Source organism: Mycobacterium sp. NS-7484 (assembly GCF_001953975.1).
In the GTDB taxonomy this organism is placed as follows: domain Bacteria; phylum Actinomycetota; class Actinomycetes; order Mycobacteriales; family Mycobacteriaceae; genus Mycobacterium.
The window spans coordinates 11,696-36,245 of the sequence record NZ_MBEJ01000083.1 but is presented as its reverse complement, the minus strand read 5'-3'; the positions used below and the strand labels follow the sequence as shown (position 1 = coordinate 36,245).

24 protein-coding genes are annotated in these 24,550 nt (G+C 68.2%); 13 read left to right on the top strand and 11 right to left on the bottom strand.

What is annotated here, in order from left to right; genetic code table 11:
- Nucleotide 1 precedes the first annotated feature (1 nt).
- The 7 genes from A5733_RS14815 (at nt 2) to eccE (ending at nt 6,953) form a co-directional block, all read left to right on the top strand.
- The gene (locus A5733_RS14815; protein ID WP_076240667.1) at nt 2-1,576 is read left to right on the top strand and encodes a PPE domain-containing protein; all 1,575 of its coding nucleotides are present in this window, start codon (nt 2-4) and stop codon (nt 1,574-1,576) included.
- A 61-nt stretch (nt 1,577-1,637) separates the two neighbouring features.
- A complete protein-coding gene (esxG, locus tag A5733_RS14810) occupies nt 1,638-1,931 on the top strand; it encodes a type VII secretion system protein EsxG (protein ID WP_067765159.1) in 294 nt (97 codons plus the stop codon).
- A 29-nt stretch (nt 1,932-1,960) separates the two neighbouring features.
- Nucleotides 1,961-2,248, top strand: coding sequence for a WXG100 family type VII secretion target (locus tag A5733_RS14805; RefSeq protein WP_067765147.1), 288 nt, complete (start codon nt 1,961-1,963; stop codon nt 2,246-2,248).
- Between the two features lie 30 nt (nt 2,249-2,278).
- Nucleotides 2,279-3,139, top strand: a complete 861-nt coding sequence (locus A5733_RS14800) for an ESX secretion-associated protein EspG (protein ID WP_076240666.1) — start codon at nt 2,279-2,281, stop codon at nt 3,137-3,139.
- A 61-nt stretch (nt 3,140-3,200) separates the two neighbouring features.
- Complete coding sequence (eccD, locus tag A5733_RS14795) at nt 3,201-4,625, top strand: type VII secretion integral membrane protein EccD (protein ID WP_067765140.1); 1,425 nt, start codon at nt 3,201-3,203, stop codon at nt 4,623-4,625.
- A gap of 7 nt (nt 4,626-4,632) precedes the next feature.
- Entirely contained in the window at nt 4,633-6,039 is a 1,407-nt protein-coding gene (gene mycP / locus A5733_RS14790; protein WP_076240665.1) for a type VII secretion-associated serine protease mycosin, read from the top strand.
- Nucleotides 6,036-6,953: a type VII secretion protein EccE gene (eccE, locus tag A5733_RS14785; RefSeq protein WP_076240664.1), complete on the top strand. Its 918-nt coding sequence runs from the start codon at nt 6,036-6,038 to the stop codon at nt 6,951-6,953. The genes mycP and eccE overlap by 4 nt, the downstream gene beginning before the upstream one ends.
- Here eccE and A5733_RS14780 read toward each other — a convergent pair.
- Nucleotides 6,909-8,117 carry a S9 family peptidase gene (locus A5733_RS14780; RefSeq protein ID WP_076240663.1) on the bottom strand — a complete coding sequence of 403 codons (1,209 nt, stop codon included), beginning with the start codon at nt 8,115-8,117 and terminating at the stop codon, nt 6,909-6,911. The two genes, eccE and A5733_RS14780, sit on opposite strands and share 45 nt — an antisense overlap.
- A gap of 28 nt (nt 8,118-8,145) precedes the next feature.
- Nucleotides 8,146-9,045: an amidohydrolase family protein gene (locus tag A5733_RS14775; RefSeq protein WP_076240662.1), complete on the bottom strand. Its 900-nt coding sequence runs from the start codon at nt 9,043-9,045 to the stop codon at nt 8,146-8,148.
- Between the two features lie 46 nt (nt 9,046-9,091).
- Here A5733_RS14775 and A5733_RS14770 point away from each other — a divergent pair, with 46 nt between their 5' ends.
- The gene (locus A5733_RS14770) at nt 9,092-9,856 is read left to right on the top strand and encodes a trans-aconitate 2-methyltransferase (protein ID WP_076240661.1); all 765 of its coding nucleotides are present in this window, start codon (nt 9,092-9,094) and stop codon (nt 9,854-9,856) included.
- Between the two features lie 11 nt (nt 9,857-9,867).
- Here A5733_RS14770 and A5733_RS14765 read toward each other — a convergent pair whose 3' ends face one another.
- The 3 genes from A5733_RS14765 to A5733_RS14755 all read right to left on the bottom strand — a co-directional run bounded on the left by A5733_RS14765 (nt 9,868) and on the right by A5733_RS14755 (nt 12,723).
- Nucleotides 9,868-10,707 carry a Stf0 family sulfotransferase gene (locus A5733_RS14765; RefSeq protein WP_076240660.1) on the bottom strand — a complete coding sequence of 280 codons (840 nt, stop codon included), beginning with the start codon at nt 10,705-10,707 and terminating at the stop codon, nt 9,868-9,870.
- 78 nt (nt 10,708-10,785) lie between these two features.
- Nucleotides 10,786-12,129 carry a sulfatase gene (locus tag A5733_RS14760; RefSeq protein WP_076240675.1) on the bottom strand — a complete coding sequence of 448 codons (1,344 nt, stop codon included), beginning with the start codon at nt 12,127-12,129 and terminating at the stop codon, nt 10,786-10,788.
- Between the two features lie 111 nt (nt 12,130-12,240).
- Nucleotides 12,241-12,723, bottom strand: a complete 483-nt coding sequence (locus A5733_RS14755) for a hypothetical protein (protein WP_067765118.1) — start codon at nt 12,721-12,723, stop codon at nt 12,241-12,243.
- A 58-nt stretch (nt 12,724-12,781) separates the two neighbouring features.
- Here A5733_RS14755 and A5733_RS14750 point away from each other — a divergent pair, with 58 nt between their 5' ends.
- The gene (locus tag A5733_RS14750) at nt 12,782-13,453 is read left to right on the top strand and encodes a phosphatase PAP2 family protein (protein ID WP_067765115.1); all 672 of its coding nucleotides are present in this window, start codon (nt 12,782-12,784) and stop codon (nt 13,451-13,453) included.
- On the opposite strand, the gene A5733_RS14745 is transcribed toward A5733_RS14750, so the two are convergent.
- Nucleotides 13,407-14,870: a bifunctional phosphatase PAP2/diacylglycerol kinase family protein gene (locus A5733_RS14745; protein ID WP_076240659.1), complete on the bottom strand. Its 1,464-nt coding sequence runs from the start codon at nt 14,868-14,870 to the stop codon at nt 13,407-13,409. The genes A5733_RS14750 and A5733_RS14745 overlap by 47 nt on opposite strands.
- 78 nt (nt 14,871-14,948) lie before the next feature.
- On the opposite strand from A5733_RS14745, the gene A5733_RS14740 reads away from it, so the two are divergent.
- Nucleotides 14,949-15,602 carry a L,D-transpeptidase gene (locus A5733_RS14740; protein ID WP_076240658.1) on the top strand — a complete coding sequence of 218 codons (654 nt, stop codon included), beginning with the start codon at nt 14,949-14,951 and terminating at the stop codon, nt 15,600-15,602.
- Between the two features lie 3 nt (nt 15,603-15,605).
- Here A5733_RS14740 and A5733_RS14735 read toward each other — a convergent pair whose 3' ends face one another.
- Nucleotides 15,606-16,064, bottom strand: a complete 459-nt coding sequence (locus A5733_RS14735; protein WP_067765195.1) for a nuclear transport factor 2 family protein — start codon at nt 16,062-16,064, stop codon at nt 15,606-15,608.
- Nucleotides 16,065-16,095: 31 nt separating this feature from the next.
- Nucleotides 16,096-17,598 (bottom strand): FAD-dependent oxidoreductase, encoded by a 1,503-nt coding sequence (locus tag A5733_RS14730; protein WP_076240657.1) that lies wholly within the window; start codon nt 17,596-17,598, stop codon nt 16,096-16,098.
- 228 nt (nt 17,599-17,826) lie between these two features.
- On the opposite strand from A5733_RS14730, the gene A5733_RS14725 reads away from it, so the two are divergent.
- The 3 genes from A5733_RS14725 to A5733_RS14715 all read left to right on the top strand — a co-directional run bounded on the left by A5733_RS14725 (nt 17,827) and on the right by A5733_RS14715 (nt 21,144).
- The gene (locus A5733_RS14725; RefSeq protein WP_076240656.1) at nt 17,827-19,665 is read left to right on the top strand and encodes an Hsp70 family protein; all 1,839 of its coding nucleotides are present in this window, start codon (nt 17,827-17,829) and stop codon (nt 19,663-19,665) included.
- A gap of 47 nt (nt 19,666-19,712) precedes the next feature.
- Nucleotides 19,713-20,162 carry a cupin domain-containing protein gene (locus A5733_RS14720; RefSeq protein ID WP_076240655.1) on the top strand — a complete coding sequence of 150 codons (450 nt, stop codon included), beginning with the start codon at nt 19,713-19,715 and terminating at the stop codon, nt 20,160-20,162.
- A gap of 88 nt (nt 20,163-20,250) precedes the next feature.
- Nucleotides 20,251-21,144, top strand: a complete 894-nt coding sequence (locus A5733_RS14715) for a family 16 glycosylhydrolase (protein ID WP_076240654.1) — start codon at nt 20,251-20,253, stop codon at nt 21,142-21,144.
- Nucleotides 21,145-21,155: 11 nt separating this feature from the next.
- Here the strand turns inward: A5733_RS14715 and A5733_RS14710 are convergent, their stop codons facing one another.
- The 3 genes from A5733_RS14710 to phnC are packed head-to-tail and all read right to left on the bottom strand — an operon-like array spanning nt 21,156 to nt 24,549.
- Complete coding sequence (locus A5733_RS14710) at nt 21,156-22,172, bottom strand: zinc-binding dehydrogenase (protein WP_076240653.1); 1,017 nt, start codon at nt 22,170-22,172, stop codon at nt 21,156-21,158.
- Nucleotides 22,148-23,740, bottom strand: a complete 1,593-nt coding sequence (gene phnE, locus A5733_RS14705; RefSeq protein WP_076240652.1) for a phosphonate ABC transporter, permease protein PhnE — start codon at nt 23,738-23,740, stop codon at nt 22,148-22,150. Before phnE ends, A5733_RS14710 begins: the two co-directional genes overlap by 25 nt.
- Nucleotides 23,737-24,549: a phosphonate ABC transporter ATP-binding protein gene (gene phnC / locus A5733_RS14700; protein ID WP_076240651.1), complete on the bottom strand. Its 813-nt coding sequence runs from the start codon at nt 24,547-24,549 to the stop codon at nt 23,737-23,739. Before phnC ends, phnE begins: the two co-directional genes overlap by 4 nt.
- Between the last annotated feature and the right edge of the window lies 1 nt (nt 24,550).

Here is a 24,550-nt window from a genome sequence, read left to right as displayed (position 1 = left end):
CATGACCGCCCCCATCTGGATGGCCCTACCGCCCGAGGTGCACTCGACCCTGCTCTCCAGCGGGCCGGGTGCCGGGCCGCTGCTGGCCGCAGCGGGGGCCTGGCAGTCGCTGAGCACCGAATACGCATCGGCGGCAGCGGAGCTCACCAGCGTTCTGGGTGGGGTGCAGGCCGGGTCCTGGGAGGGTCCGAGCTCGGAACAGTACGTCGCCGCGCACGGACCGTACCTGACGTGGCTGGCCCAGCAGAGCGCCAACAGCGCCGCGGTGGCGGTGCAGCACGAGACCGCGGCCGCGGCCTACACCACCGCCCTGGCCACGATGCCGACGCTGCCCGAGCTGGCGCTGAACCACGTGGTGCACGGTGTGTTGCTGGCCACGAACTTCTTCGGTATCAACACGATTCCGATCGCGGTCAACGAGGCCGACTACGTGCGGATGTGGGTTCAGGCGGCCACCACCATGGCCACCTACCAGGCTGTCTCGGGAGCCGCGGTGATGGCGGCTCCGATGAGTACCCCGTCGCCGATGTTGCTCAAGCCGGGCGTGGGCGAGGCAGGTACCGCATCGGCCAACGCACAGCAGATGATGGCGCAGGGCACCGCGACCGATTCCGGTACGGCGCTGACCAACGCCGACGCGACGGCCACCAACGAGTATCCGAACCTCCCGCAGTGGCTGGTGGATTACCTCGGCAATGACTCGATGATCGGTGGCAAGGAACTGCTGAGGTTCCTCAACGATCCGCTGGGCACTCTGCAGCAGATGCTCACCGACCTGATGACCAACCCGTCCGGCTTCCTGACGGCGTGGGGGCCGTTCCTGTTCGGCGTCATCTATCAGTTGATCTTCCAGCCGGTGGGCTGGGGTACATGGATCAGCGTTGCGCTGTCGCCGTTCCTGATTCCGTTGCTCGCCATCGGGTTGACCGGCTTGGGCGCTCTGGGCCTGCTCCCCACCGATGCTCCGGCCGACGCCCCGGCCGATGGCGACGCCGCTCCGGTAGCGCCGGTGCGTGGCGACCAAGGGCTGCCCGTGGTGGGCCTCGCCCCGGCCGGAGTCGGCGCCGGTGCGGGGGCTGCGGCTGCGCCGGCGGCGGCACCTGCGGCCGGAGCCCCGGCCGCCCCGGCTCCGGTGGCCGCCGCGGCATTCGCGCCGTATGCGGTGATGACCAACGACCCCGACGAGGGTTTCAGCCCGACCGTGGGCGGTAAGTCCAGCGCCCACGCGCCCGCATCCGGCATCCCGGCGGCGGCCTCGGGTGTGGCGGCCTCACTGGCCGCGCGGCGTAAACGCCGCCGCAAGCGGGGCGCGGTGTTGGAGGACCACGCCTACGCCGACGCGTACATGGATTACGAGGAGCCCGATCCGGACCCCGCACCCCAGCCGGAGCCACGGGTACGCGCCTCCGAGCAGGGGGCCGGGGAGATGGGATTCACCGGAACCGCAACGAGATCCGAGGCGGCCGCCGCCGGGTTGACCACCTTGGCCGGTGAGACGTTCGACGACCGCCCGGTATCGCCGATGTTGCCGGGAACGTGGGATCCCGACGATCCGGAGGGGGGCCCGCGCAGCTGACCAGATCACCCTCAGCACTGAAGACGCACTGCCAATTGTCTACGACCCGAAAGGAATATCCATGAGTCTGTTGGACGCTCACATCCCTCAGTTGATCGCTTCCGAGGCCGCCTTCGGCGCGAAGGCCGCGCTGATGCGCAGCACCATCGCCCAGGCCGAGCAGGCCGCCATGTCCTCGCAGGCCTACCACATGGGTGAGGCCTCGGCAGCGTTCCAGGCCGCACACGCCCGGTTCGTCGAGGTGTCGGCCAAGGTCAACGCGCTGCTCGACATCGCCCAGCTCAACCTCGGCGACGCCGCGGGCACCTACGTCGCCCAGGATGCCGCCGCCGCCAGCACCTACACCTCCGTCTAACCGGATACCGAACGGATACAGGAGTTTTCATGTCTCAGATCATGTACAACTACCCGGCCATGCTGGCGCACGCCGGGGAGATGAACACCTACTCCGGTGCCCTGCACGCCGTCGGCGCCGACATCGCCGCCGAGCAGCACGCGCTCGCCAGCGCCTGGCAGGGTGACACCGGAATGACCTACCAGGCCTGGCAGGTGCAGTGGAACCAGGCCATGGAAGAGCTGACCCGGGCCTACCGCGCCATGGCGTCCACTCACGAGATGAACACCATGTCGATGAGCGCGCGTGACGCCGCCGAAGGGGCCAAGTGGGGCTGAGCGCCGACATCCGGAGCCAGAGGCTCCGCATTGAGCACCAGAGTTAACGCCGTCGAGCTCACCACCGATCAGGCCTGGTACCTCGCCGATGTACTGGGCGCCGGAGCGTATCCGTGGGTGCTGGCCATCACACCGCCCTACAGCGAACCGGCCCAGCGGTTCGGCTTTGTCGCCGAACAGACCGCTGAGCTGACCAGGATGGGTGTGCTCGACGCCGATGGCAGGGTCAATCCGCAGGTGGCGCAATGGGTTCGGCTGGTGTGCCGGGCAACCCAGTGGCTCGACCTGCGGTTTGTCTCCGGTCCGGGGGATCTGCTGCGCGGCATCGTCGCGCGAGCAGGCGCCGACCAGACCGTGGTGGTGTTGCGCAACGCGCAGTTGGTGACGTTCACCGACATGGACATCAACCACCCGCACGCCCTGGTGCCCGTGCTCACCGCCGGATTGTCCCGGCGCAAGCCGGCCCGGTTCGAGGAGTTCGCGCTCCCGGCCGCGGCCGGTGCCCGCGCGGACGAACAGATCCGTAACGGCGCTCCGCTGACCGAAGTACTGGGATTCCTCGGGGTCCCGGAATCGGCCCGGCCGATGGTGGAATCGGTGTTCGACGGACGGCGTACCTACGTCGAGATCGTCGCCGGAGAACACCGCGACGGCCATCGGGTCACCACCGGAGTGGGTGTCAGCATCATCGACACCCCCGAGGGCCGGATTCTGGTCTCCCCGTCGAAAGCTTTCGACGGAGAATGGATTTCGACCTTCACGGCGGGCACTGCCGAGGCGATCGCGATGGCGATCGAACGGCTCACCGCCTCGTTGCCCAGCGGCTCCTGGTTCCCCGACCAACCGATCTTCCGCGACTTCGACGACGTCGCGATCAGGGCGACGCACTGACCGACCACGTTTTATCCCACCGAGATCCACGCTCCACGAGAAGAACCCAGAAAGCATAGGAATGTCCGACAACACTGTGATGCCGATCGTCCGGGTGGCCGTGCTGGCCGCCGGAGACGACGGTGGCCGGCTGACCGAAATGGCCCTGCCGTCCGAGCTGCCGCTGCGCGAGATACTGCCTGCGGTCCAGCGGATCGTCGTCCCCTCCAACGGTGAACGCGGCGACGACGGTGCGAGTGCCCCGGATCCGGTGCGGCTGAGCCTGGCCCCGATCGGCGGTGCGCCGTTCAGCCTGGACGCCACCCTCGACACGGTCGGCGTGGTGGACGGGGATCTGCTTGCGCTGCAAGCCGTTCCGGCCGGCCCGGCGGCCCCGCGCATCGTCGAGGACATCGCCGACGCCGCCGTGATCTTCTCCGCCGCCCGCCGGCGCCCGTGGGGCCCGGCGCACATCGCCCGGGCCGCGGCGCTGGCCCTGATCGGACTGATCCTGGTGGGCACCGGTCTGGGTGTCGCCCACCGGGTTGTCACCGGCGAGGCGCTCGGCCTGTTCGTCGTCGGCGGCATCGCCGTCGCCACCGTGCTGGCGGCGCTGTCGACCCGGGGCCGCTCACCGGCACTGGCCACCGCACTGTCGATCACGGCGCTGATCCCGATCGCCGCCGCGTTCGCCCTTGGCGTCCCAGGTGATTTCGGCGCCCCCAACATCCTGCTGGCTGCGGCCGGGGTGGCCGCGTGGTCGTTGATCAGCATGGCCAGCTCATCCGAAGACCGTGGTATCGCGGTCTTTACGGCGACGACGGTGGCCGGAGCCGGCGTGCTGCTGGTCGCTGCGGCGGCCAGCCTGTGGGAGCTCAACGCGACGGTGATCGGGAGCGCCCTGATCCTCATCGCCCTGGTGGTCACCGTGCAGGCCGCTCAACTCTCGGCCATGTGGGCCCGGTTCCCGCTTCCGGTGATCCCGGCGCCCGGCGATCCGTCGCCGTCGCCTCAACCGCTTTCGGTTCTGGCCGACCTGCCGCGCCGGGTCCGGGTGAGCCAGTCGCACCAGACCGGTGTGATCGCTGCGGGTGTGCTTCTCGGAGTGGCCGGTTCGGTGGCCCTGGTCGGCTCGCCGACCGCGTCGCCGTGGGCCTGGTACGTCGTGGTGGCGCTGGCTCTCGGGGCTGTCCTGCGGGCTCGGGTGTGGGATTCCGCCTCCTGCAAGGCATGGTTGCTCGGCCATCCCTACCTGCTTGCGGCCGTGCTGCTGGTGACGTTTGCGATGGACGACCGCTATCAGGCCGCCTGGTGGGCGCTGGCGGCGTTGGCCGGCCTCGTCGTGGTCTGGGTGGTCGCCGTGCTGAACCCGCGGATGGCGTCCCCGGACACGTACTCGCTGCCGATGCGGCGCCTGGTGGGCTTCCTCGCGACCGGCCTCGACGCTTCGCTGATCCCGGTGATGGCCTTCCTCGTCGGGTTGTTCAGCCTCGTTCTCGACAGGTGATGAATCGGTGATCCACAAGAGCCTGGGAGTTCTGGCCTCAGCCGGTCTGGTGCTGTTGGTCAGCTCCCCGCCGGCGGGCGCCATCAGCCCGCCCGAGGTCGACCCGCAGGTCGCCCCACCGGCCGGCAGTGCAGGCCCGGTGGAGGCGATGACGCAGCGCGCCGAGTGCGTCACCACCGGGGTGTTGCCCGGTACCGACCCGGGTGCCGTCAGCCCGAACCAGTTGGCGCTCAACCTTTCCGGTGCGTGGAAACACAGTCGCGGACAGGGACAGACGGTGGCGGTCATCGATACCGGCGTGCAACCGGGTCCCCGGCTGCCCCATGTCAAGGGTGGCGGTGACTTCATCGAATCCACCGACGGACTGACCGACTGTGACGGCCACGGCACCGCGGTGGCCGGCCTCATCGCCGGGCAGCCCGGTCCCGACGGCTTCTCGGGCGTGGCGCCTGAGGCCCAGCTGATCTCGATCCGGCAGAACTCGCCGCGCTTCGCGCCGCGGGTTCCGGCCGCCGACGCGGTGCAGACCCGTGCGGCAGCCGATGTGGCCAGCCTGGCCCGGGCCGTGGTGCGGGCGGCCGACATGGGTGCGCGCGTCATCAACATCTCCGTGGTGACCTGCGTGCCCGTCGACAAACAGATCGACCAGACCGAACTCGGTGCGGCACTGCGGTATGCCACTGTGGAAAAGGACGCGGTGATCGTCGCGGCCGCGGGCAACACCCAGGGCGGCGTGACCACCGGGGCGGCATGCGGATCGAATCCGCTCGCCGACGCCGGGGCGCCGGGCGATTCGCGCAACTGGGGCGGGGTCTCCTCGGTGTCGATCCCATCGTGGTGGCAGCCCTACGTGCTGTCCGTGGGTGCGCTGAACGCGACCGGTCAGCCGTCCGGGTTCACCATGGCCGGCCCGTGGGTCGGCATCGCGGCGCCGGGGGAGAACATCACCTCGGTCAGCAATGCGCCCGACGGCGGGCTGGCCAACGCGCTGCCCACCGATCAGGACAAGGTGGTCCCGCTCAGCGGCACGAGCTACGCCGCGGCCTATGTGTCCGGGGTTGCGGCCCTGGTACGCAGCAAGTTTCCCGAGCTGAATGCCCGCCAGGTGGTGCACCGGCTGACGACGACGGCCCAGGGCGCGGCCCGGACGCCATCGAACGTGATCGGCGCCGGCGGTGTGGATCCGGTGGCCGCACTCACCTGGGACGTCGCCGACATGCCGTTGGACGGGCCGGCGGCCCCCGAGGGCAAAGCGATTGCCGCGCCACCAGAACCGGCCCCACGTGACAACACCGGGCGAATCGTCGCGTTCGCCGGCGCCGGAGCACTCGCGCTGGCGGCCATCGCGTGGGCCTTTTTAGCTCCTCGCGTGCGCACCACCTCCAGCGCACATCGACGGAAGGAACCCAAATGACCGCCCGACTTGCGCTGGCGTCCCTGTTCATCGTGGCGGCGATCCTGGCCCGGCCATGGCAGACCGTCACCGAACGCTGGGTGCTCGGGGTGTCGGTGGCCGCGGTCGTCCTACTGCTGGCATGGTGGGGTGGACTGTTCCTGACCACCCGGATCGCCCGCCGGGTGTCGATGTGGCGGCGCAACCTCGCCAAGAGTGCACCGGCCGAGTCTGCCGACGCGGAAACCGTTGTGCTGCGGGTCGATCCCGCCGACCCGGCACAGCTGCCGATCGTGGTGAGCTACCTGGACCGCTACGGCATCCGCTGCGACAAGGTCCGCATCACTCACCGCGACGCCGGTGGTGCGCGCCGTAGCTGGATCAGCCTGACGGTGGCTGCCGTCGACAATCTCGATGCGCTGCGCGCGCGGTCCTCGCGAATCCCGTTGCGGGAGACCACGGAGGTCGTCGGTCGCCGGCTCGCCGACCACCTTCGCGAGCAGGGCTGGACGGTCACGCTCGTCGACGGTGTCGATTCGCCGCTACCCGATCCGGGCAAGGAAACCTGGCGCGGGGTGACGGACGACTCGGGGTTCGTGGCGGCCTACCGCGTCGGCGTCAGCGACAAGGTGGAGGCGGTGCTGGCCGGGATCGGTGCGCTGGGCGCCCAGGAGACCTGGACCGCACTGGAATTCACCGGTTCGCCGACCGATCCGCAGGTGACCGTGAGTGCGGCGATCCGTACGGCCGACCGGCCGTCGGCCAAGGCTCCGCTGGCCGGTCTGACACCGGTGCGCGGTCGGCATCGGCCGGCGCTGGCGGCGTTGAACCCGTTGTCGTCGCAGCGGTTGGACGGCACGCCCGCCGCGGTGCCCGCAGCGCTGCAGCCGTCAGTCGAACATGAAATCCCGCAGGAAGCGGGTCATCCGGCGTAGGTAGTCCGGCTGGCTCACGTGCAGCAGGTGATTGCCGGGGAACCAGTGGAACGCGCAGCGATCCCAGTGTTCCCACAGCATTTCGGCTTGTTGAGGTGGAGCCAGCCGGTCACCCAGGCCGGTGATGATCAACCGTCGGTCCTTGGGCACCAGAGGCCGATAGTTCAGCGGTGAGGCATACCGGGCGGCGGCTTCGACCAGGGCCGGGTCGGTTCTGGCCACCAGTCGCTGCAGGGCCACCAGCTTGTTGGCCGGAAACCATTCGTCGACCGTGCGATCCGGCGTCACCACAGGGACATTGGGCACCACCGCCTGAATCCGGTCGTCCACCCCGGCCAGTAGGGCCGACGTGAAACCGCCCAGGGAGATTCCGGTCAGGGCGATGCGGTCGACACCGGTGAACTCCAGATAATCGATCACAGACCGGAAGTCGTGCACGGCCTGGGCCATGCCCTCGCAGAACCCGGCGAAACCGTGCGCGAAGAATCCGTATCCGCTGAACGGTGAGTACCGTTCGGCGCGGCGGCCGTGAAATGGCAAGGTGTACAACAACACATCGTAGCCGGATCGGAAGAACCAGGGCAGCGACAAGAACAGGCCGTTGGCCAGATACGGCGAACCCATGAAGCCGTGGATCACACACAAGGTGGGGTGCGGACCGTCGTCGTGACGCCAATGCTGTGCCCGCACAACGTTGTTACGGGTGAACCCGCCGCACATCTCACTCAGCGCCGGGTTGACCGCGGTGAAGCTGCTGGCGAACCGTAGATTCTCGACGCGGCCGTGGGCGATCAGCTGCGCGACCGGATTGGCCGGGCGAGTGGACACGCGCGGGGCCCGGGTGGGCGCCGGAAAGGACGCCGCAGGGTCCTGGGCCGCGGCCAGGTCGGCATAGAACCGCATGTACTCGTGCTCGGTTCGCGAAGTCGACGGACGCACCATCGAGGCCAGCGTGGTCGGCACCATCGACGTCGCCACGACCGAGGCGACCCCGGTGCGCAGGGCGATGTCGGCCACTGCGGAGGCGTCGACAATGGCCCGCTGCCGCAGGGTCAGGTCGACCCGGCGCGGCAGCCCGCGCGCACCGGCATCACCGCCCGGAACGTCGGGAACCGGGATGGGAGGTTCCACCGGATCGACAGGGTCGACGCGAGACGGGTCCACGATTGCCGATGCTAATCGGTGCGGGCGCTCAGTCGAGCCGGAAAAGCCTCGCGGCGTTGTCGTGCAGGACGTTGCGGCGCCAGGTGTCGTCGACTCCCGGCAGGTCGATGAGGTGGTGCACGGCCTCGGCGTAACCGTAGGGGATGTTCGGGAAGTCGCTGCCGAACAGGATGTGCTCACCCAGTGCGCTCAGCCGGGCTGATTCGGAGGTGGGAAACGGCATCATCGCTTCGACGAACGGGGTGAACGCCATCGTGGTGTCCAACCGCACATTCTCGTGGCGCTCGGCAAGATCGAGGAAAGCCGAGTACTCGGGCATGCCCATGTGCGCGACGATCAGCGCCAGCCGCGGGTAGCGCCCCAACAGCGCGGCGATCGGGTCGGGACCAGTGAACGTTCCCGGCGCCGGACCGGAGCCGCAGTGGATGACGACCGGCACACCGGCGTCTTCGATCAATCCCCAAACCTCGTCGAGCAGGGGATCGTTGGGGTCATAGTTGCCGACCTGGATATGAGCCTTGAACACCTGGGTGCCCGCGGTGATCGCCTCGGCGACATAGCTGGGGGCCTGCGGTTCGGGGAAGAAGGTGGCGGTGCCCAGGCAGTCCGGGGTGTCCTTCGCGAACCCGATCGCCCACCGGTTGAGCCACGCTGCCATGTCCGGCTTGTGCGGGTAGATCAGCGAGGAGAACTTGCGGACCCCGAACTCCCGCAGGGTGGCGACCCGCTGCGCCTCGTCGGCACGGTAGGTGATCGGCCATTCCCGGCCGATCAGCGGGCCCTGACTGTCGAAGTACTGCCAGACCTTGTCCATGACGTTCTTGGGCATGAAGTGGGTGTGCACGTCGACGATGCCGGGCAGTCCGAGGTTCGTCCAGATCGCGCGGACCGCTTGCGCCTCGTCGGTGTAGTCGGTGGTTTCGGGCATCGTCGACGATCATGCACCCACCGGCCCGACGGGGGATGATCGGGGCGTGTGGAACCCGGAAACGTATCTGGCCTTTGCCGATCACCGAGGGCGGCCGTTCTACGACCTGCTCTCGCGAGTGGCGGCGACGGCTCCGCGACGGGTGGTGGATCTGGGTTGTGGGCCGGGGAACCTGACCGAGACCCTCGCCCAGCGGTGGCCCGACGCCACGCTGGAGGCCTGGGACAATTCACTGGAGATGGTGGCGGCCGCACAGGACCGGGGGATCGAGGCCTACCTCGGCGCCATCGAGGATTGGGAGCCCCAACCCGACACCGACGTCGTGGTCTCCAACGCGGCACTGCAGTGGGTGCCCACGCATCGCGAACTTGTGGCGCGGTGGGTTGCGCAACTGCCGGCGGGAGCGTGGATCGCGTTCCAGGTGCCGGGCAACTTCGACGCGCCGTCACACCATGCGGTGCGGGCGTTGGCGCGGCGTGAACCGTTCGCCGAGGCGCTGCGCGACATGCCCTGGCGTGATGTGGGCCAGGTGGACACGCCCGCGCAGTACGCCGGGCTACTGTCTGACGCCGGCTGTGCGGTGGACGCCTGGGAGAGCACTTATGTGCATCAATTGACCGGGGAGACACCGGTTCTCGACTGGATCACCGGAACGGCACTCACCCAGGTCAAGAGCAGGCTGAGCGATGAACTGTGGGAGCAGTACCGCCAAGAGATCATCCCGATGCTGGCCGAGGCCTATCCGCGGCGGGCCGACGGCGTCACGTTCTTCCCGTTCCGGCGCGTGTTCGTGGTCGCCCGCGTCCAGTGATTTCGGCGCATTTAGTAACGCGAGGCGTTACTGGATGCACCGAAATCACCGGTGGGTAGGCCCTCCTTCTCGGCATCGCGGCGGTAACGGTCCACCCACTCGTCGGAACGCTGGTCGGCTTGTCGCTCCAGCACCGGCTGCGGGGCCAGTTGGGGGTCCAGGCCCAGCGCTTCGAGCACGGTGGCCACCACGGTGGTGAGATTGCGCCACAGATACGGGTAGGACACGTCGATGGGGGAGATGTTCTCCTCGGCGAACCAGGCCCGCCAGCCTTCTTCCTGCGCCTGCAGCAGCCGCACCACGTGCGCGATCGCACCGGCGTGGTACTCGGCGCGCGCATCACGGACCGGGTCGGCCCGGCCGCGCCAGACCCTGGTCTGCACCGCCCGCCAGAACGAAACCGCCTGTGACACAACGTCGGGCCGGTAGACGTGGATCAGCACCGGGTCGCTGCCCACGACATCGCGGATCGCCGAGAGGAGGCCCGGCCCTGACCGCTCGGGCAGGCCCGTGACGCGGTCCAGCAGCAGCGGGGTCTGGTTCCACATCAACTTGCCGCCCCACACCCCGTTGGGCGTGCGACCGACCGTGCGGATGTAGTCGCGCCAGATCTCGGCCGGGGCCAGGTCCGGCTTGCCCTCCACCAGTGGATCGAGCAGACGCAGGATCGACTCGTCCTCGACACCGGCGAACCATTCCCGCGGTTGTGGCGACATGCTGGTGGTCGGCAGGTACTGGAAGAACTCCTGAGGTTCGCCGGCCATGCCGGTGGCCCGCAGGGACTCGACCAGCAGGGTGCTGCCGCTGCGCTGGGAAGCGAGCACCAGGTAGGCAGTCGGATGATCTGACATGGGCGAGACTTTAACCATGATTTGTTTGCGGCGCCTATTCAAATGGGCGTCAAGAGTTTTCGCTTGCGATGAGAAAAACTATTGATGGGTCTCGGTGATGCCACGGTCGGTGGCGATCGCGGATCGACTGGTTGCCGGGCGGCCGTGGATGCTCAAATATGTCTCGGTGTAACGCTCGGAAATCCGGGTGCCGGCGAATTCGGAGGGAATCACGTCGAGCGTCTTCTCTCGCCAATCATTGAGCAACAATGCCAGGTCGTTGGCGATCGCCTCGGCCTTGTCGGTGGCATCGGCCCCGAGCAGGTTGTTACGTTCCGTCGGGTCGGCGACGAGGTCGTACAGTTCACGCGCCGGCCGCGGGGTACGGATCTGGTTGCCGAGCGCACGTCCGGGGGGACTGTCGGCGATATCCCAGGGCAGATCCAACAATGGTCGCGCCGCGTAGTTCTCGATATAGCTGTATTCCTTCGTGCGGATGGCACGAATTGGATCGAAAGAATCGTGGTAGGTCTTTGTGGTGTACACCTCGGACCGGATCTGTTCCGGCTCGGCGGCGGATGTCGTGAGGTTGCCGGCGTGCGACAGTCCCTCGACCTCGTCGGGGATGGGGACGCCGAGCAATTCGAGCAGGGTCGGTAAGAGGTCGACGCCGCTGAACAGTTCGTCATAACGGCGCGGCGACGTGCCGGCCCCACGCGGTGGACGCACGATCAACGCGATGCCGGTGCCGGCGTCGTACAGCGTCGACTTGGCCCGCGGCAGCGCCGGCCCGTGATCGGTCATGAACACCACCCAGGTGTTCCGGTCGAGACCCGTCTGCGCCAGGACCCCGAGCAGTTCACCGACCTTGGCGTCCGCCACCGCGATCGATCCGTAGAACTCGGCCAGGTCGTCACGCACCGCGCCGGTGTCGGGCAGATAGTCGGGCACGGTCACCTCGTCGGCGTCGGCGGGCGCGTACCGGTCGTGTGGGTAGGGTCGGTGCGTTTCGAAAAAGCCGGTGGTCAGCAGGAACGGTTGGCGCGGTGGATCGGTGAGCCATGCCGTGGCCTGCTCGACGACGTACTCGCAGTACGAATTGGACACGTCGAACTCGTCGTATCCCAGGTTGGCCGGGTAGGAGGTTTCGTGTTGCATACCGAACAACGCTGTGTACCAACCGGATTCACCCAGAATGTGGGGCAGGGTACGCACGCCGGCGCGATACTCCCAGCCGTGGTGGGCCAAACCGACCAGGCCGTTGCTCTGCGGGTAGCGCCCGGTGAACAGCGAACCTCGCGACGGCGAGCACAGCGGCGCGGTGGCATGCGCCCGGGTGAACAGAATCCCCTCGGCGGCCAACCGGTCGAGGTGCGGGCTGTCCACGTCGGAGTGGCCGTACGCGCCCAGATGGCGCCCGAGGTCGTGCCAGTGCACGATCATCAGGTTCTGCCGTTGCGGCTCGGTCACGTCACATCCTTTCCATCCCCGCACAACCGAACCGGGTGCGCCGCCGCACGGCAACCGTTTGGCTCATCGCGAGCACGTTATTTGCTACGGGTGATACGGCACACCGACCGCGCGAAAAACGTACTCCGGGCCCACGTCGAAGGCCAACGACCGGCTCGGCAACCGCTCCAGCACCTCGTCGCCGATGTCGGTCTTGAAGTGCAGTGAGAGCTCACCCTCGCAGCGTTGGTCGATGTCGCCGACGTCGGCCTGCAGGGTGAGGCCGGTCGTGGTGAACTCGGCGTGCACCGCGCCGCTTTGTGGGGCCGACCACGGCTGATCGATGCTGCGGCCGGCAAGCTTGGGCAGGGTCGACATCGTCGCCAATGCGCGGTGATTGGTCAGGACCAGCGAACCGGCGTAGCTCGCGACGCTGCCCGACGACCGCATACCCGGAATCGTTCCGGTGAAGCGCCTGGTCACAGGGATGTATTCGGCAAGAAACAGGATGCCCTCGGCTTCGGCTTCCGCCCGCAGACCCTCGGGCAGTCCGCCGATGTGCATCAGCTTTCGCAGGATCAATGCCATGTCTCCGACGGTAGCGCGCAAACATGGCGGAACGATTGGAGCTGGTAGAGATTATCTGGTGGGAACCCGTGCCAGGTGGCTGATCGTGACCGCCGTGGCGGCCGTGGCGGTGTATGCCGCGCTGTGGGTCGGTTATGCGCAGCGCTGGCCGTGGCTGGCCGACCTCGACACCGCCGGCCTGGCCGGTCCGTACCGGTATCTGTCGGCACACCCGGGCTGGGTGATCGCGTGGAACGCGTTCTGCGAGGTGCTCGGGCCGTTCGCCTTCCGGTTGCTGGCCGTGGTGCTCATCGGCGTCGCGCTGGTGCGGCGCCGGCGTCGTCTCGCGCTGTTCCTGGTGTTGACCATCGAACTCAGCGCGGTGGTCACCGAGGTGGCCAAGGCCGTGGTCAACCGGGCACGTCCGGACACCGCACTGGTGCACGCCCTGTCCAGCTCGTTCCCCTCCGGGCACGCGTTGGGGGTGATGGTCGCCGTGCTGGCCCTGTCGGTGCTCGTCTGGCCGACGCTTCATCCGCCGCTGCGGAAATGGTGGGTGGCGGCCGGGGTGCTGTTGGTCGTGGCGATCGGTGTGGGCCGGGTGGTGCTCAACGTCCACCACGCGTCCGATGTGGTGGCCGGCTGGGCGTTGGGCTACGTGTGGTTCATCGTGGTGTACCTGATCTGTCCGCCGTACCCGTCCGTCACGGCAGTGGACGAAACACCGGCAGCGCTCGATAGCGCACGCTGAAACTGGCCTCGCGCAGCGCCTCCCCAACCTCACCGTCATGGGCCACGGTGGTGGGCCCGTCGACGGCGACGAAGCTGAACTGCGGCACCCGCAACTCGTGATACAGCGGACTGCGCTCGAGCCGGCCCAGTGCCACGGCCGTGGCGATGCGCAACCGGCTGAACCGTTTACCCGTCTCCAGGATTCGCACGTCGAGCAGGCCGTCGTCGAGCCGAGGGCGCTGCGACGGGGCGAAGCCCGACGGAATGTAGGTCGAGTTGCCCAGGAAGAACAGCGACGTCAGAAGCGTCTTGTCGTCGTAGCGGATACGTACCGGCTTGTCCCGGCGCAGTGTCAGATACAGCGCATATATCCCGGCCAGCCGTTTGCCGAGCCGGTGTTCGAGCTTCTCCCGGGTCCGCACGTAGCGGGGGTAGGCGCCGATGCTGGCGGTGTTGACCACCAGCTGTTCCTCGTTGAGGCACACCAGGTCGACGTAGGCCGCGCTGCCCTCGGTGATCGCCTTGACGGTCTGGGCCACCGAATCGCAACCGATGTCCTTGGCGAAGTGGTTGAACGTGCCACCGGGGAAAACCGCCAGCGGCACCCCTGCCTCGTCCGCCGCGGCGGCGGCGCCGGCCACGGTGCCGACACCGCCGCCCACCGCGAGCACTTCGGTGCGACGGGCGGTGTCCCGCAGCACCGCCCCGATGTCGTCGTCGTCACCCACTTCGATGATCTCGGTGCGCGGCAACGCGTTCCGTACCTCGTCGAGGATGCGCGCGCCGGTGCCGTCGCCGGAGGCCGGGTTGATCACCAGCGCGACGCCGGCCCCGTCCGGGCGGGGTTCGGTGTGGAACCGCAGCGGATCGGCGGCGGGCATGGTGGTTGCCGGGGCGGTGGGCACCACGCGGGCGCCGAGGATCGCGATCGCCGCGCCGATGCCGAACCCGGCGAACACGTCACCGGGATAGTGCGCGCCGGTGGCCACCCGGGACAACCCGACCAGGCCGGCCAACAGTGCCAGCGGAAACCCGGCCGGCGCCGATTCCAGGCCGACGCCCACCGCGAACGCCGCGGCGCTCGCCGAGTGGCCCGACGGCAGCGAATGCGAGGTGGGCACGCGCCGGGTCCGTCGGGCCAGCGGGATCAGGGTGCGGTCCGGACGTGGACGGCGCCAGATCCGCTTGGCCACCTGATTGGTGACGAGGCTGGTGACCGCCAGGGAGATCACGCCGCGGGTCGCCCCGCGCTTCAAGGACGTGCCGCCGACGGCGCCCATGGCCGCAGCGATGGCGAACCACAGTTTGGAATGGTCCGCCGCCCTGGTCAGCCCGGGCATGACAGTGTCCAGAAGCGGGCTCGGGGACTCCGCGACCGCCTCGAACACTTCACGGTCCAGCGTTCCCAACCCCTTGCCGATCGCACGCAGATCCATCCCGCCAACGTAGCTTCCGCGACCTGATCGTGCTCCGAGCTTTATCGGGACGAGAGCGCCGACGACGACGATGAATTGATGCGCCGACTGCTCGCCATGCTGTGTGCCGGGGTGCTGGCGTTGGCGTGCGCGCCCACCGCCGGCGCGGTCGATCCGCCGTGGTTCGCCTCCTCGGTGGGGGCCGCCACCCAGGTGATTTCCGTTGTCGGGGTGGGCGGTTCGAAAGCCAAGATGGATGTGTGGCAGCGTGGGCCCGCCGGATGGCAGCCGGTCGCGGCCGGAATCGACGCCAACGTCGGGGCCAATGGGATGGCGCCGCAGACCCATGACGGCGAGATGAAGACGCCCATGGGCGTGTTCACCCTCGACTTCGCCTTCGGCACAGCGCCGAATCCAGGTGGCGGCCTGCCTTACGTGCAGGTCGGTCCGGACCATTGGTGGGACGGGGACATGAAGAGTCCGACCTACAACACCATGCAGGTGTGCAAGAAGGCGCAGTGCCCGTTCGACACCGATCCCAGCAGCGGCACCGAGAACCTGCGGATACCGCAGTACAAACACGCTGTCGTGATGGGTGTCAACAAGGCCCGGGTGCCCGGTAACGGTGGCGCGTTCTTCGTGCACACCACCGACGGCGGGCCGACGGCCGGTTGCGTGGCGATCGACGACGCCACCCTGGTGAAGATCATGCAGTGGCTGCGCCCGGGCGCGGTTATCGCGATCGCGCAATAGCCGTCAAATGTTCAGGGCCGCACCGGGTTCGAGGTTGAAGTTGAGATTCTCCAGCGACAGGGTGGCGTCGTAGGTGCGGTCATAGCCGGTGGCACTGATCCGCCAGCCGTCGGCGGTCCGCCGGTAGCGATCGCGGTAGAACGCCGAGCCGAACAACATGAAGTTCAGGCTCGCGACGATCACCCGGTCCTGCAGATACCAGGTGCCGGTGGCCTCGTCGCCGTCCACCACGATCTCGGGGTGCGCGACGCGATGCTCGGTGATCACCTCCGGACCCAGTGAGCTCTTCATGTACTCGACCAGGGAGTCACGTTCGGTGAAGTGCAGCTTCTGCCCCATCGACTGCCCGTAATCACCCTCGACGTCCTCGGTGAGGGTGTCGGCGAAATCGTCCCAGTGCTTGGTGTCCAGCGCACGCAGGTACCGGTATTTGACTTGCTTGATGTCGTCGATGTCACCCATGCCCGACATTTGAGCACACCCGGGCCACGGCTTATCCGGAACGGGTGAGGTTGCGGGTGGCCGGACCTTCGATCAGGGTGCCGTCCGGGGTGAAGCGGGAGCCGTGCAGCGGGCAGTCCCACGTTTTGTCGGCGTCGTTCCAGTTGACGATGCCACCCAGGTGTGGGCACACCGGCGACACCGTGTGTTCGACCCCGTCGACGACGCTGTCGGCCTGCAGGTGCCAGGGCGGTCCGCTGACGACACCACAGTTCTCACCGGCGGCCGCACCGATCCGGGTCACCGGCGTGATCCAGCCCTTGGCCATGTTCAATCCGACCGTCAGGTTGGTCTGTACCGCGGTGGAAAGGCCCGACAACTCGTGCGGACTCCAGCTGGCGAACGCCTCGGCCCAGTCCATCCGGCCGCCCAGGATCCGACTTGACAACGCCAACGCGGCGGCGACCCCGTTGGTCATGCCCCACTTGTCGAAACCCGTTGCGACGTGGATCTTGTCGGAGCCCGGCAGGATCGGGCCGACGTACGGCAGCGCATCGGCGGGCGTGTAGTCCTGCGCCGACCAGTAGTGCGTCTGCTCGGCGCCGGGCCAGTGCAACTTGGCCCAGGTGGCCAGCTCCTGGACTGAGGCCGCAGGGTCACTGCTGCGCCCCACCGTGTGGCCGGCCCCGCCGACGATGAGTCGTTCCCCGTCGGCCGTCGGCGCCGAACGCGTTGAGCGGGTGGGGGAATCAGTCGAGATGTACATGCCCCGGGTGATGTTGCCCGGCACCCGGAACGCCAGGCAGTACGAGCGATGGGGGCTGAGGCGGGCGAAGAATCCGCCCCGGTCCAGGATCGGGATTCCGGTGGCCAGGACGCATTGCTCGGTGTGCACGTCGACGTCGCCGCTGGTGGTCTGCACCCGGAGGGTGAGGCCGCCCCGGCCGTGCGAAACCCGTTGCACCCTGGCACCTTCGGCCAGCCGCCCGTTACGCTCACCGAGCTCGGCAATCAGGTTGTCCAGCAATGGCATCGGATCGAACTGGGCTTGATCGGCCAGTCGGACGCCACCATGGAAGGGGAACGGTACGTCCGCGTCGTCGAGCCATTCGACGTCGAGCCCGGCCGTCCGGCAGGCTTCCAGTTCGGCCTTGGCTTTCGCCACACCGTCGGAGGACTGGGCGTAGGTGTAGGCATCCTCGTGTTGCAGGTCGATCCCGTGCGTCTGGCAGTAACCGGTCAACCACTGCTGGCCTTCGAGGTTGCCCTGGGCGTATTGACGCGCCACCTTCGCTGAATGCTTCGCCAGGATCTGCGACATCTTGGTGCCCTGCAACAGGCTGATCTTCGCCGTGGTGTTACCGGTCGTGCCGGCCCCTGCGGTACGTGCCTCCAAGACCAGCACGTCTTTCCCGGCCCGGGCCAGCAGTACGGCGGTGACAAGACCGGTGATGCCGGCGCCGACGATGACGACATCGGCCCGCCGGGCCGATTCCTCGGCGAGGGCGGGTGCGAGCGGGCGGTCCGGACGGTTCGCAAGCCACAGGGAAGTCATGGCGTTGGCTGTACCCGCAGAAGCCGGACGCAAACCCACAGCAGTGCGACAAAGTGGTTGCCCACGCCGCGGGCGGAGTTGCTGTCCCAGGTGATCATCGCGTTATCTGCAGATGCTCGCCGGGTTGCTGAAAGTCTCAAACTTGCACTGGCGTAAGGGGCTTGGGTAGGGCGCTCGCGGAGTGTCGGACGGCTGGGCACAGCCGCGGCGGCTATCGTGGCCTGCGTTATGAGCGGCCCGTTGGGGTTGTCGATCGGGACCACCAACTTGGTTGCGGCGCGTGTCGGCAATCAACCTGTCAGCCGGCGTTCGGTGTTGACGTTGTCGACTGACCGGACGCCGCAGGTCGGCGTGCCCGAATCCGGTCACGGTGTGACGTTGAGCGGATTCGTCGAGCGCGTCGGCGACCCGGTGCCGTTGGTCGCGCCCGACGGGGCCTCCTATCCCGCCGATACCCTGCTGGTCGAGGCCCTCGACGCGATGGTCGAGTTGGCCGGTGGCCCCTCCGAGCAACTGGCCATCGCAGTTCCCGCGCACTGGGGTGCCCCCACGACGCGCGCCCTGCGCAATGCGCTGCGCACCAATCCGAACCTGTCCCGCGCCGGAATGCCCGCCCGGCTCATCCCCGATGCCGTCGCCTCCCTGGCTGCGCTGCGGGCCAACCCAGGCCTGCCGCCCACCGGTGTGGTGGCGTTGCTCGACTTCGGCGGCGGCGGCACCAGCATCACGCTCGCGGACGCCGCCTCGGCGTTCGAACCGATCGACGAGACGGTCCGGTATCCGGATTTCTCCGGAGATCAGATCGACCAGGCGTTGTTGAGCCATGTGCTCGACGGCGTCGCCCAGGCCGGCGGGATCGACCCGGCCGGTACCGCAGCGGTCGGGTCGCTGGCCCGCCTGCGCGAGGAGTGTCGCCAGGCCAAGGAACGGTTGTCCGCGGACACCGCGACGGATCTGGTGGTCGAGCTCCCGGGTTACTCCGCCACCGTGCGTGTGACGCGTACCGAACTCGAGTCGCTGATGCACTCGCCGCTGTCGGGTGCGCTGGATGCCCTGGAAAAAGCGTTGGAGCGCAACGGGATCAGCTGGTCGACGATCTCGGCGGTGGTGACGATCGGCGGGGGTGCAAGCATCCCCCTGGTCACACAACAACTTTCGCAACATTCGCGCGCGTTGGTGGTGACGACTCCGCAGCCGGCGCTGGATGCTGCGATCGGTGCCGCGTTGTCGGCCGTCCACGTGGCCGACGCCGATGCGCAAACCGGCATGGCGCCCACGCTGGGTGTGGTGGCCGCGCTCCCTACCGCTGAAATACCTGCCGACACAACGGATTCCGGCCCTGCGTCGTCGACCTTCCGGGCCCTGGCCTGGTCGGAAGATGACGCCGGTGACGACGTGGTGCCCTACACCGGGCCGGATCTGGTCGAGTCCTACGGCACTAAGACCGCGGCGCGGCCGGCCGTGCAGTACGTACCGCCCACCGGGCCGATCGAGCAACCGCGTGACGGCTGGCAGCGGTTGCCGTTGACGGTGTTCGCGGTGGCCGCCGCCCTGGTCGTGGTGGCCATCGGTGGGGTGACGTACGCATTGACCAGTGCCACCGGCACGGCACCAAGCACCGAGGTCAAGACCGCCGAACCCAAGCCGATGCCGCAGGAGGTGGCACCGAGCCCGGTCGAGCCGCCGCCCGCGGTTGAGCCGCCGCCGGCGCCCGTGACGCAAGAGCCCGCGCCGCCGCCGGTGACGGTGACGCAGGCACCGCCGCCACCGGTGACCGAGACGCGCGTCGTCACGCAGACGCCGACGCCGCCTCCCACGACCACCACCACGACGACGACCACCACAACCACCACAACCACGACGCCGCCGACGACCACCACGACGACACCGACCACCACCACGACGACAACCAATCCGATGACGACGACGTACGTCACGGTGCCGTTCGTCCCGGTGCCGATTCCGATTCAGGTGCCGAACCGCGGCGAGACACAGAACCCGTACCCGTACCAGCCGCAGAACCCGTTCCAGCCGCAGCCGCAGAACCCGTTCCAGCCGTATCCCTGACGGCCCGACCCGGTCGCTGTACCTTTCGGTCAACACCGGGAGGGCAGATGAGGCTCGTACACCTGATCGCAGTGGGCGCCACGATCACCGCAGCCGCAGGCGTATTGGCCGCGCCGACCGCCGCCACACCCGCCGAAGGCGAGGTGGTGCGCACCGATCTGGGCCAGGGCACCACCACGACGCCCATCTGGGTGGTCACCGCGGGGCAGCCCACCACCCTGTATGTCCAGAATCTGTTGCTCAAACCGGGGGCCGGGTCCGGCTGGCACAGCCATCCCGGGCCGGAGCAGTCGGTGATCAATGACGGTGCCGTGGCGCTGCAAACGGCACCGGACTGCTCGTCGGTGACGTATTCCGCGGGCCAGGTGGTGGTCATTCCGGGCGGCGTGGTTCATCGGGTGACCAATGCCGGGGCCGAGGACGCCGACGTCGTGGTGACCTACACATTGCCTGCCGAGGCACCGGTGCGTGACGACGCGCCAGCCCTGTGCCCGTAGCCTGCGGAAATCTGTTCGAGCCCCGGAGAACTTGGGCGGCCTTCGGATATGTGGGTAAGAGTTCGGTTAAGGTTCTGCTGTGCCTGAGATGGATCGTCGCAGTGTGATGTTCATGATGGGTCTGGGGGTGGCAGCCGCCGCGCTGCCGGTCGGGACGGCCAACGCCGACCCGGCAATTGGTGACAATCCGCCGGGACCGGGGCCCAGCGCGCCGTCGCCGGGTGGGTCGACAACTCCGGGTGCCGCAGCGCCGTCGCCGACATTCCTGTTCCAGGACGAGTTCAACGGTCCGGCCGGCGCTCCGCCGGATCCGGCGTGGTGGCACCTGGTCCCCGAACGCGAGACCATCAAAAACCCGGTCGAATGGGACAAACCGTTCAACATGGGGCGCTACGTCGCCGACACCAACCACGCATTCCAGGACGGCAAGGGCAACCTGGTGATCCGCGCGACCCGCGGCCCGGGCACCACGGTCCAGGAGAAGTACGCCAGCGCCAAGGTCGTCGGCTTGTGGCGTGGCGGCATCGGCACCACGTGGGAGGCCCGGGTCAAGCTCAACTGCCTCACCGACGGAGCCTGGCCGGCGTTCTGGCTGCTCAATGACGACCCGGTCCGCGGGGGCGAGGTCGACCTGGTGGAGTGGTACGGCAACCGGGACTGGCCGTCGGGCACCACCGTGCACGCGCGTCTGGATGGTGAGTCGTTCGCCACCGACCCGCATCCGATCGACAGCGCCTGGCACACCTGGCGGATGTCGTGGACCCCGCAGGGTATGTACTTCTGGAAGGACTATGCCCCGGGCATGGAACCCTTCTTCGAGGTGCCGGCAAACTCGTTGCAGGACTGGCCTTTCAACGATCCGGGCTACACCTTGGTGCCGGTGTTCAACATCGCCGTCGGCGGCTCGGGGGGCCGCGACCCGAGCGGTGGCAACTACCCGGCCGAGATGTTGGTCGACTGGATCCGCGTCTTCCAGGGTTGAGTTTTCGGGCCTCAGGGTGAGATTGCCCGCCGCAGCTTGCCCGCCGGCGGCGGGTGTAGCGCCGAGGCCATCTCGGGCAGCGTGACGGGCGGCGTGACCAAGCTGTGCCACGGGTAGCGGTCGCGGGTGCGGTCGAGAAAGTCGACGGCACGCCGTAGATGCCGGGGCTCGTAGTTGTGTACCCCGGTGATCGTCAACCAGTGCCGCACCACGGTTTCCGGATCCACTGCCAACGGTGGCCCAGGCGTGACGGACCCGGCCAGCACCAGGGTGCCGCCGATGTCCAGACGGGCCAAAGCGGCGGCAACCGCGATGGTCGCACCGGTGTAGTCGATGGCCACATCGACCGGGGCGTCATCTGCGGGGCGTCCACCGAACATCGACACCGCCGCCAACCGGTCGGCGTCGATATCCACCGCCTGTACCCGTGCCCCGGCCTCGGCGCACGCCGCCACCGCGGTGAGCCCCAACATGCCTGCCCCACCGATCAGTACGCGCCGTCCGGACAGGTCACCGGCGGCCTCCAGCGTGGCCATCACCGTCGCGGTGGCACATGCCGCCGGCGCCGCGACCGCATCGGACAGCGTCTCGGGAACCACGGCGATCGCGGTGCCGCGCGGCAGAACCGCATGTGCGGCATAGGAACCCGACAGCGGCCAGTCCCCGTCGAACGGTTCGTGGCCCACCTTGCGCACCGACTGACATTTGGCGCTGCGCCCGGACCGGCAGCGCCCGCAGGTGCCGCAGGCCACCGTCACTGACCAGATAACGCGTTGGCCCACTTGAACATTCGCGTCGCGGCCGACACCGACAACCTCGCCGACCGCCTCATGACCGAGGACCGACGGGCACGCCGCGGGGCGCCGGCCGGACACGGTGTGCAGATCACTTCCGCACACCGTCGCCAACCGGACGCGCACCAGAACCTCGCCGGCGCCGAGTTCGGGAATCGGCACCGTTCTCAACTCGATGTCCGAGGCGCCGGTCCAGACCGCGGCCACCGTCACACCAGGCGCGAGCGAATCCACCCCGACAACCTTTCGATGGCGTAGACGATGACGAAGATGACGATGACGATGGCCCCGGCGACGTCGAAGTTCAGCGTGCGGATCGACTCGAACAGCAGGTATCCCACGCCGCCGGCACCCACGATGCCCAGGATTGTCGAGGTCCGCACATTCACGTCGAACAGGTACAGGCTGGAGCCGACCATGGCGGGCATGGCTTGCGGAATCACCCCGGCGAACAACGTCTTCCACCAACCGCCGCCCACGGACCGGATTGCCTCCAGCGGTCCGGGGTCGATCTCCTCGACCGCGTCGGCGACCAGTTTGGCCAGGAAGCCGACCGACCCGATGGCCAGCGCGCACGTTCCGGCGATCGGACCGAGACCCAATGCGGCTACGAACACCACGGCCAGGACCAGTTCGGGCACCGCCCGCACCGCCAGGATCCAGGCCCGCGCCGCCCAGTACACCGCCGGATGCGGAGTGATGTTGCGGGCCGCCAGGATTCCGACGGGGATCGACAACACAAGGCCGATCGCCGTGGATACCACCCCGATCGCAACGGTTTGTCCGGCGGCGGTGAACAATTCGCTGCCCAGCGCCGAAAAGTTCGGCGGGATCATCCGGGTGAACACCTCGATGGCCGGCCCAATCCAGGTGATCAGGGCTATGGGGCTGACCTTGAGCACCACCAGGGACGCCAGGCAGACCCCGGCCAGGGCACCGCCGAACACGAACCGGGCGATGCGGTCGCGGACCGGGCTCGAGTGGCCGGAGTCCAGCAACATGCGCCGGATGACGATGGACAGCAACTCCATCGCGGCAATGATCGCCAGGATGACGCAGGCGATGCCGAGCGCCCGCGGATAGATCAAGCCGCGCAAGGCATCCTGCAACGCGAAACCGATGCCGCCCGCGCCGACGAAGCCGAGCACCACCGACATGCGCAGGTTGATGTCGATGCGGTAGATGAACGTCGCGATCCAGGACGGGATCGCCTGCGGCACGACGGCGTTGAGCATCTCGCGGAAGTAGCCCGCGCCCGTGCTGCGCACCGCCTCGCGTGGTCCCGGATCGGTCTGTTCGATAGCATCGGCGAACACCTTGCCGAGCATGCCGACGGAATGCAGGGCCAGCGCGAGGATGCCTGGGAGCACGCCGATCCCGAGGGCGCGGACGAACAGCACGGCGAACAACAGGTCCGGCATGGCCCGGCAGAAGGTGATGATGGCCCGCGCCACCGCCTGTACCGCTGGATGCGGTGTGGTGTTGCGGGCGGCCAGGAAGGCCAGTGGCACCGAGACGATCGCGGCGAGCACAGTGCCCAGGACCGCCATCAGCAGGGTCTCGACGGCCAGTCCGGTGATACGTCCCGGGTCGTCCAGGCGCGGCGGGAGCATGCGTTGCAGCAGCGCCGCTACCTCGTCGAAACCGTTGAGCAGCGTCGTCGGGGCGAAGTCGATCGACCAGGCGGCGACGAGGGTGGCCAGCAGCGCGCCGAGGGTGATCAGGTGAAGCAGGCCGGGCAGCGGCGGGCGCTGGGCTGACGGCGCGGGCGGGGCCGGGCGTTCCGTGAGGTCGGTGCTCACGACGGCCGGGCCGCCGAACGTGCTGTGGGGTCGACGCGTTGGTAGATCTCCATGACGTCGTCGCGGGTCATCCCGACGGCGGGGCGGTCCAGGATCTTCTGGCCGTTGCGCAGACCGACCAGTCGGTGTGCCCACCCCAACGCGAGGTCGACCTGGTGCAGCGTGCACACCACGGTGAGCTTTTCCTCGATGCACACCCGGAACAGCAGATCCATCACCACATCGGCATTCTCGGGATCCAACGACGCCACGGGTTCGTCGGCCAACAGCAGGCCGGGCCGCTGCATCAGGGTCCGCGCGATCGCGATGCGCTGCTGTTGACCGCCGGAGAGGGTGTCGGCCCGCCGGTCGGCGTAATCCGCCAGACCGACTCGGTCCAAATGTCCCAAGGCTTCGGCCCGCATGGCCTTCGGGTAGGTCAACGCGCCGTAGCGGGGGAGTCGGAGTTGCCCGAGCCCGCCGATCAGGACGTTCTCCAGACAGCTCAACCGTCCGACCAGGTTGAAATGCTGGAATACGAAGCCCACATTGCGGCGCAGTGCGCGTAGTTGTCTGGCCGACGCGGTATCGACTTGGGTACCACCGACTTCCACGCTGCCGGAGGTGACGGGCTGCAGTCCGTTGAGGCAGCGCAGCAGGGTGGATTTGCCCGAGCCGGACAGGCCCAGCAGCACCAGCATCTCGCTGCGCCGGACCTCGAGGCTGACCCGGTCCAGTGCCAGGGTGTCCCCGAAGCGTTTGGTCACGTCGCGGGCGAGGACGACGAGATCGTCGCCCGCGACGGGATGGTGGGGGTCAGGGGTGCTCACG

Coding starts and splice junctions, on each gene's coding strand:
- A5733_RS14725 (WP_076240656.1), top strand. CDS start 17,827: ATGAGCGGCCCGTTGGGGTTGTCGATCGGGACCACCAACTTGGTTGCG.
- A5733_RS14720 (WP_076240655.1), top strand. CDS start 19,713: ATGAGGCTCGTACACCTGATCGCAGTGGGCGCCACGATCACCGCAGCC.
- A5733_RS14730 (WP_076240657.1), bottom strand. CDS start 17,598: ATGACTTCCCTGTGGCTTGCGAACCGTCCGGACCGCCCGCTCGCACCC.
- eccE (WP_076240664.1), top strand. CDS start 6,036: ATGACCGCCCGACTTGCGCTGGCGTCCCTGTTCATCGTGGCGGCGATC.
- A5733_RS14760 (WP_076240675.1), bottom strand. CDS start 12,129: ATGATCGTGCACTGGCACGACCTCGGGCGCCATCTGGGCGCGTACGGC.
- A5733_RS14745 (WP_076240659.1), bottom strand. CDS start 14,870: ATGGATCTGCGTGCGATCGGCAAGGGGTTGGGAACGCTGGACCGTGAA.
- A5733_RS14815 (WP_076240667.1), top strand. CDS start 2: ATGACCGCCCCCATCTGGATGGCCCTACCGCCCGAGGTGCACTCGACC.
- A5733_RS14805 (WP_067765147.1), top strand. CDS start 1,961: ATGTCTCAGATCATGTACAACTACCCGGCCATGCTGGCGCACGCCGGG.
- A5733_RS14735 (WP_067765195.1), bottom strand. CDS start 16,064: ATGGGTGACATCGACGACATCAAGCAAGTCAAATACCGGTACCTGCGT.
- A5733_RS14775 (WP_076240662.1), bottom strand. CDS start 9,045: ATGCCCGAAACCACCGACTACACCGACGAGGCGCAAGCGGTCCGCGCG.
- A5733_RS14715 (WP_076240654.1), top strand. CDS start 20,251: ATGGATCGTCGCAGTGTGATGTTCATGATGGGTCTGGGGGTGGCAGCC.
- A5733_RS14755 (WP_067765118.1), bottom strand. CDS start 12,723: ATGGCATTGATCCTGCGAAAGCTGATGCACATCGGCGGACTGCCCGAG.
- esxG (WP_067765159.1), top strand. CDS start 1,638: ATGAGTCTGTTGGACGCTCACATCCCTCAGTTGATCGCTTCCGAGGCC.
- A5733_RS14765 (WP_076240660.1), bottom strand. CDS start 10,707: ATGTCAGATCATCCGACTGCCTACCTGGTGCTCGCTTCCCAGCGCAGC.
- A5733_RS14740 (WP_076240658.1), top strand. CDS start 14,949: ATGCGCCGACTGCTCGCCATGCTGTGTGCCGGGGTGCTGGCGTTGGCG.
- eccD (WP_067765140.1), top strand. CDS start 3,201: ATGTCCGACAACACTGTGATGCCGATCGTCCGGGTGGCCGTGCTGGCC.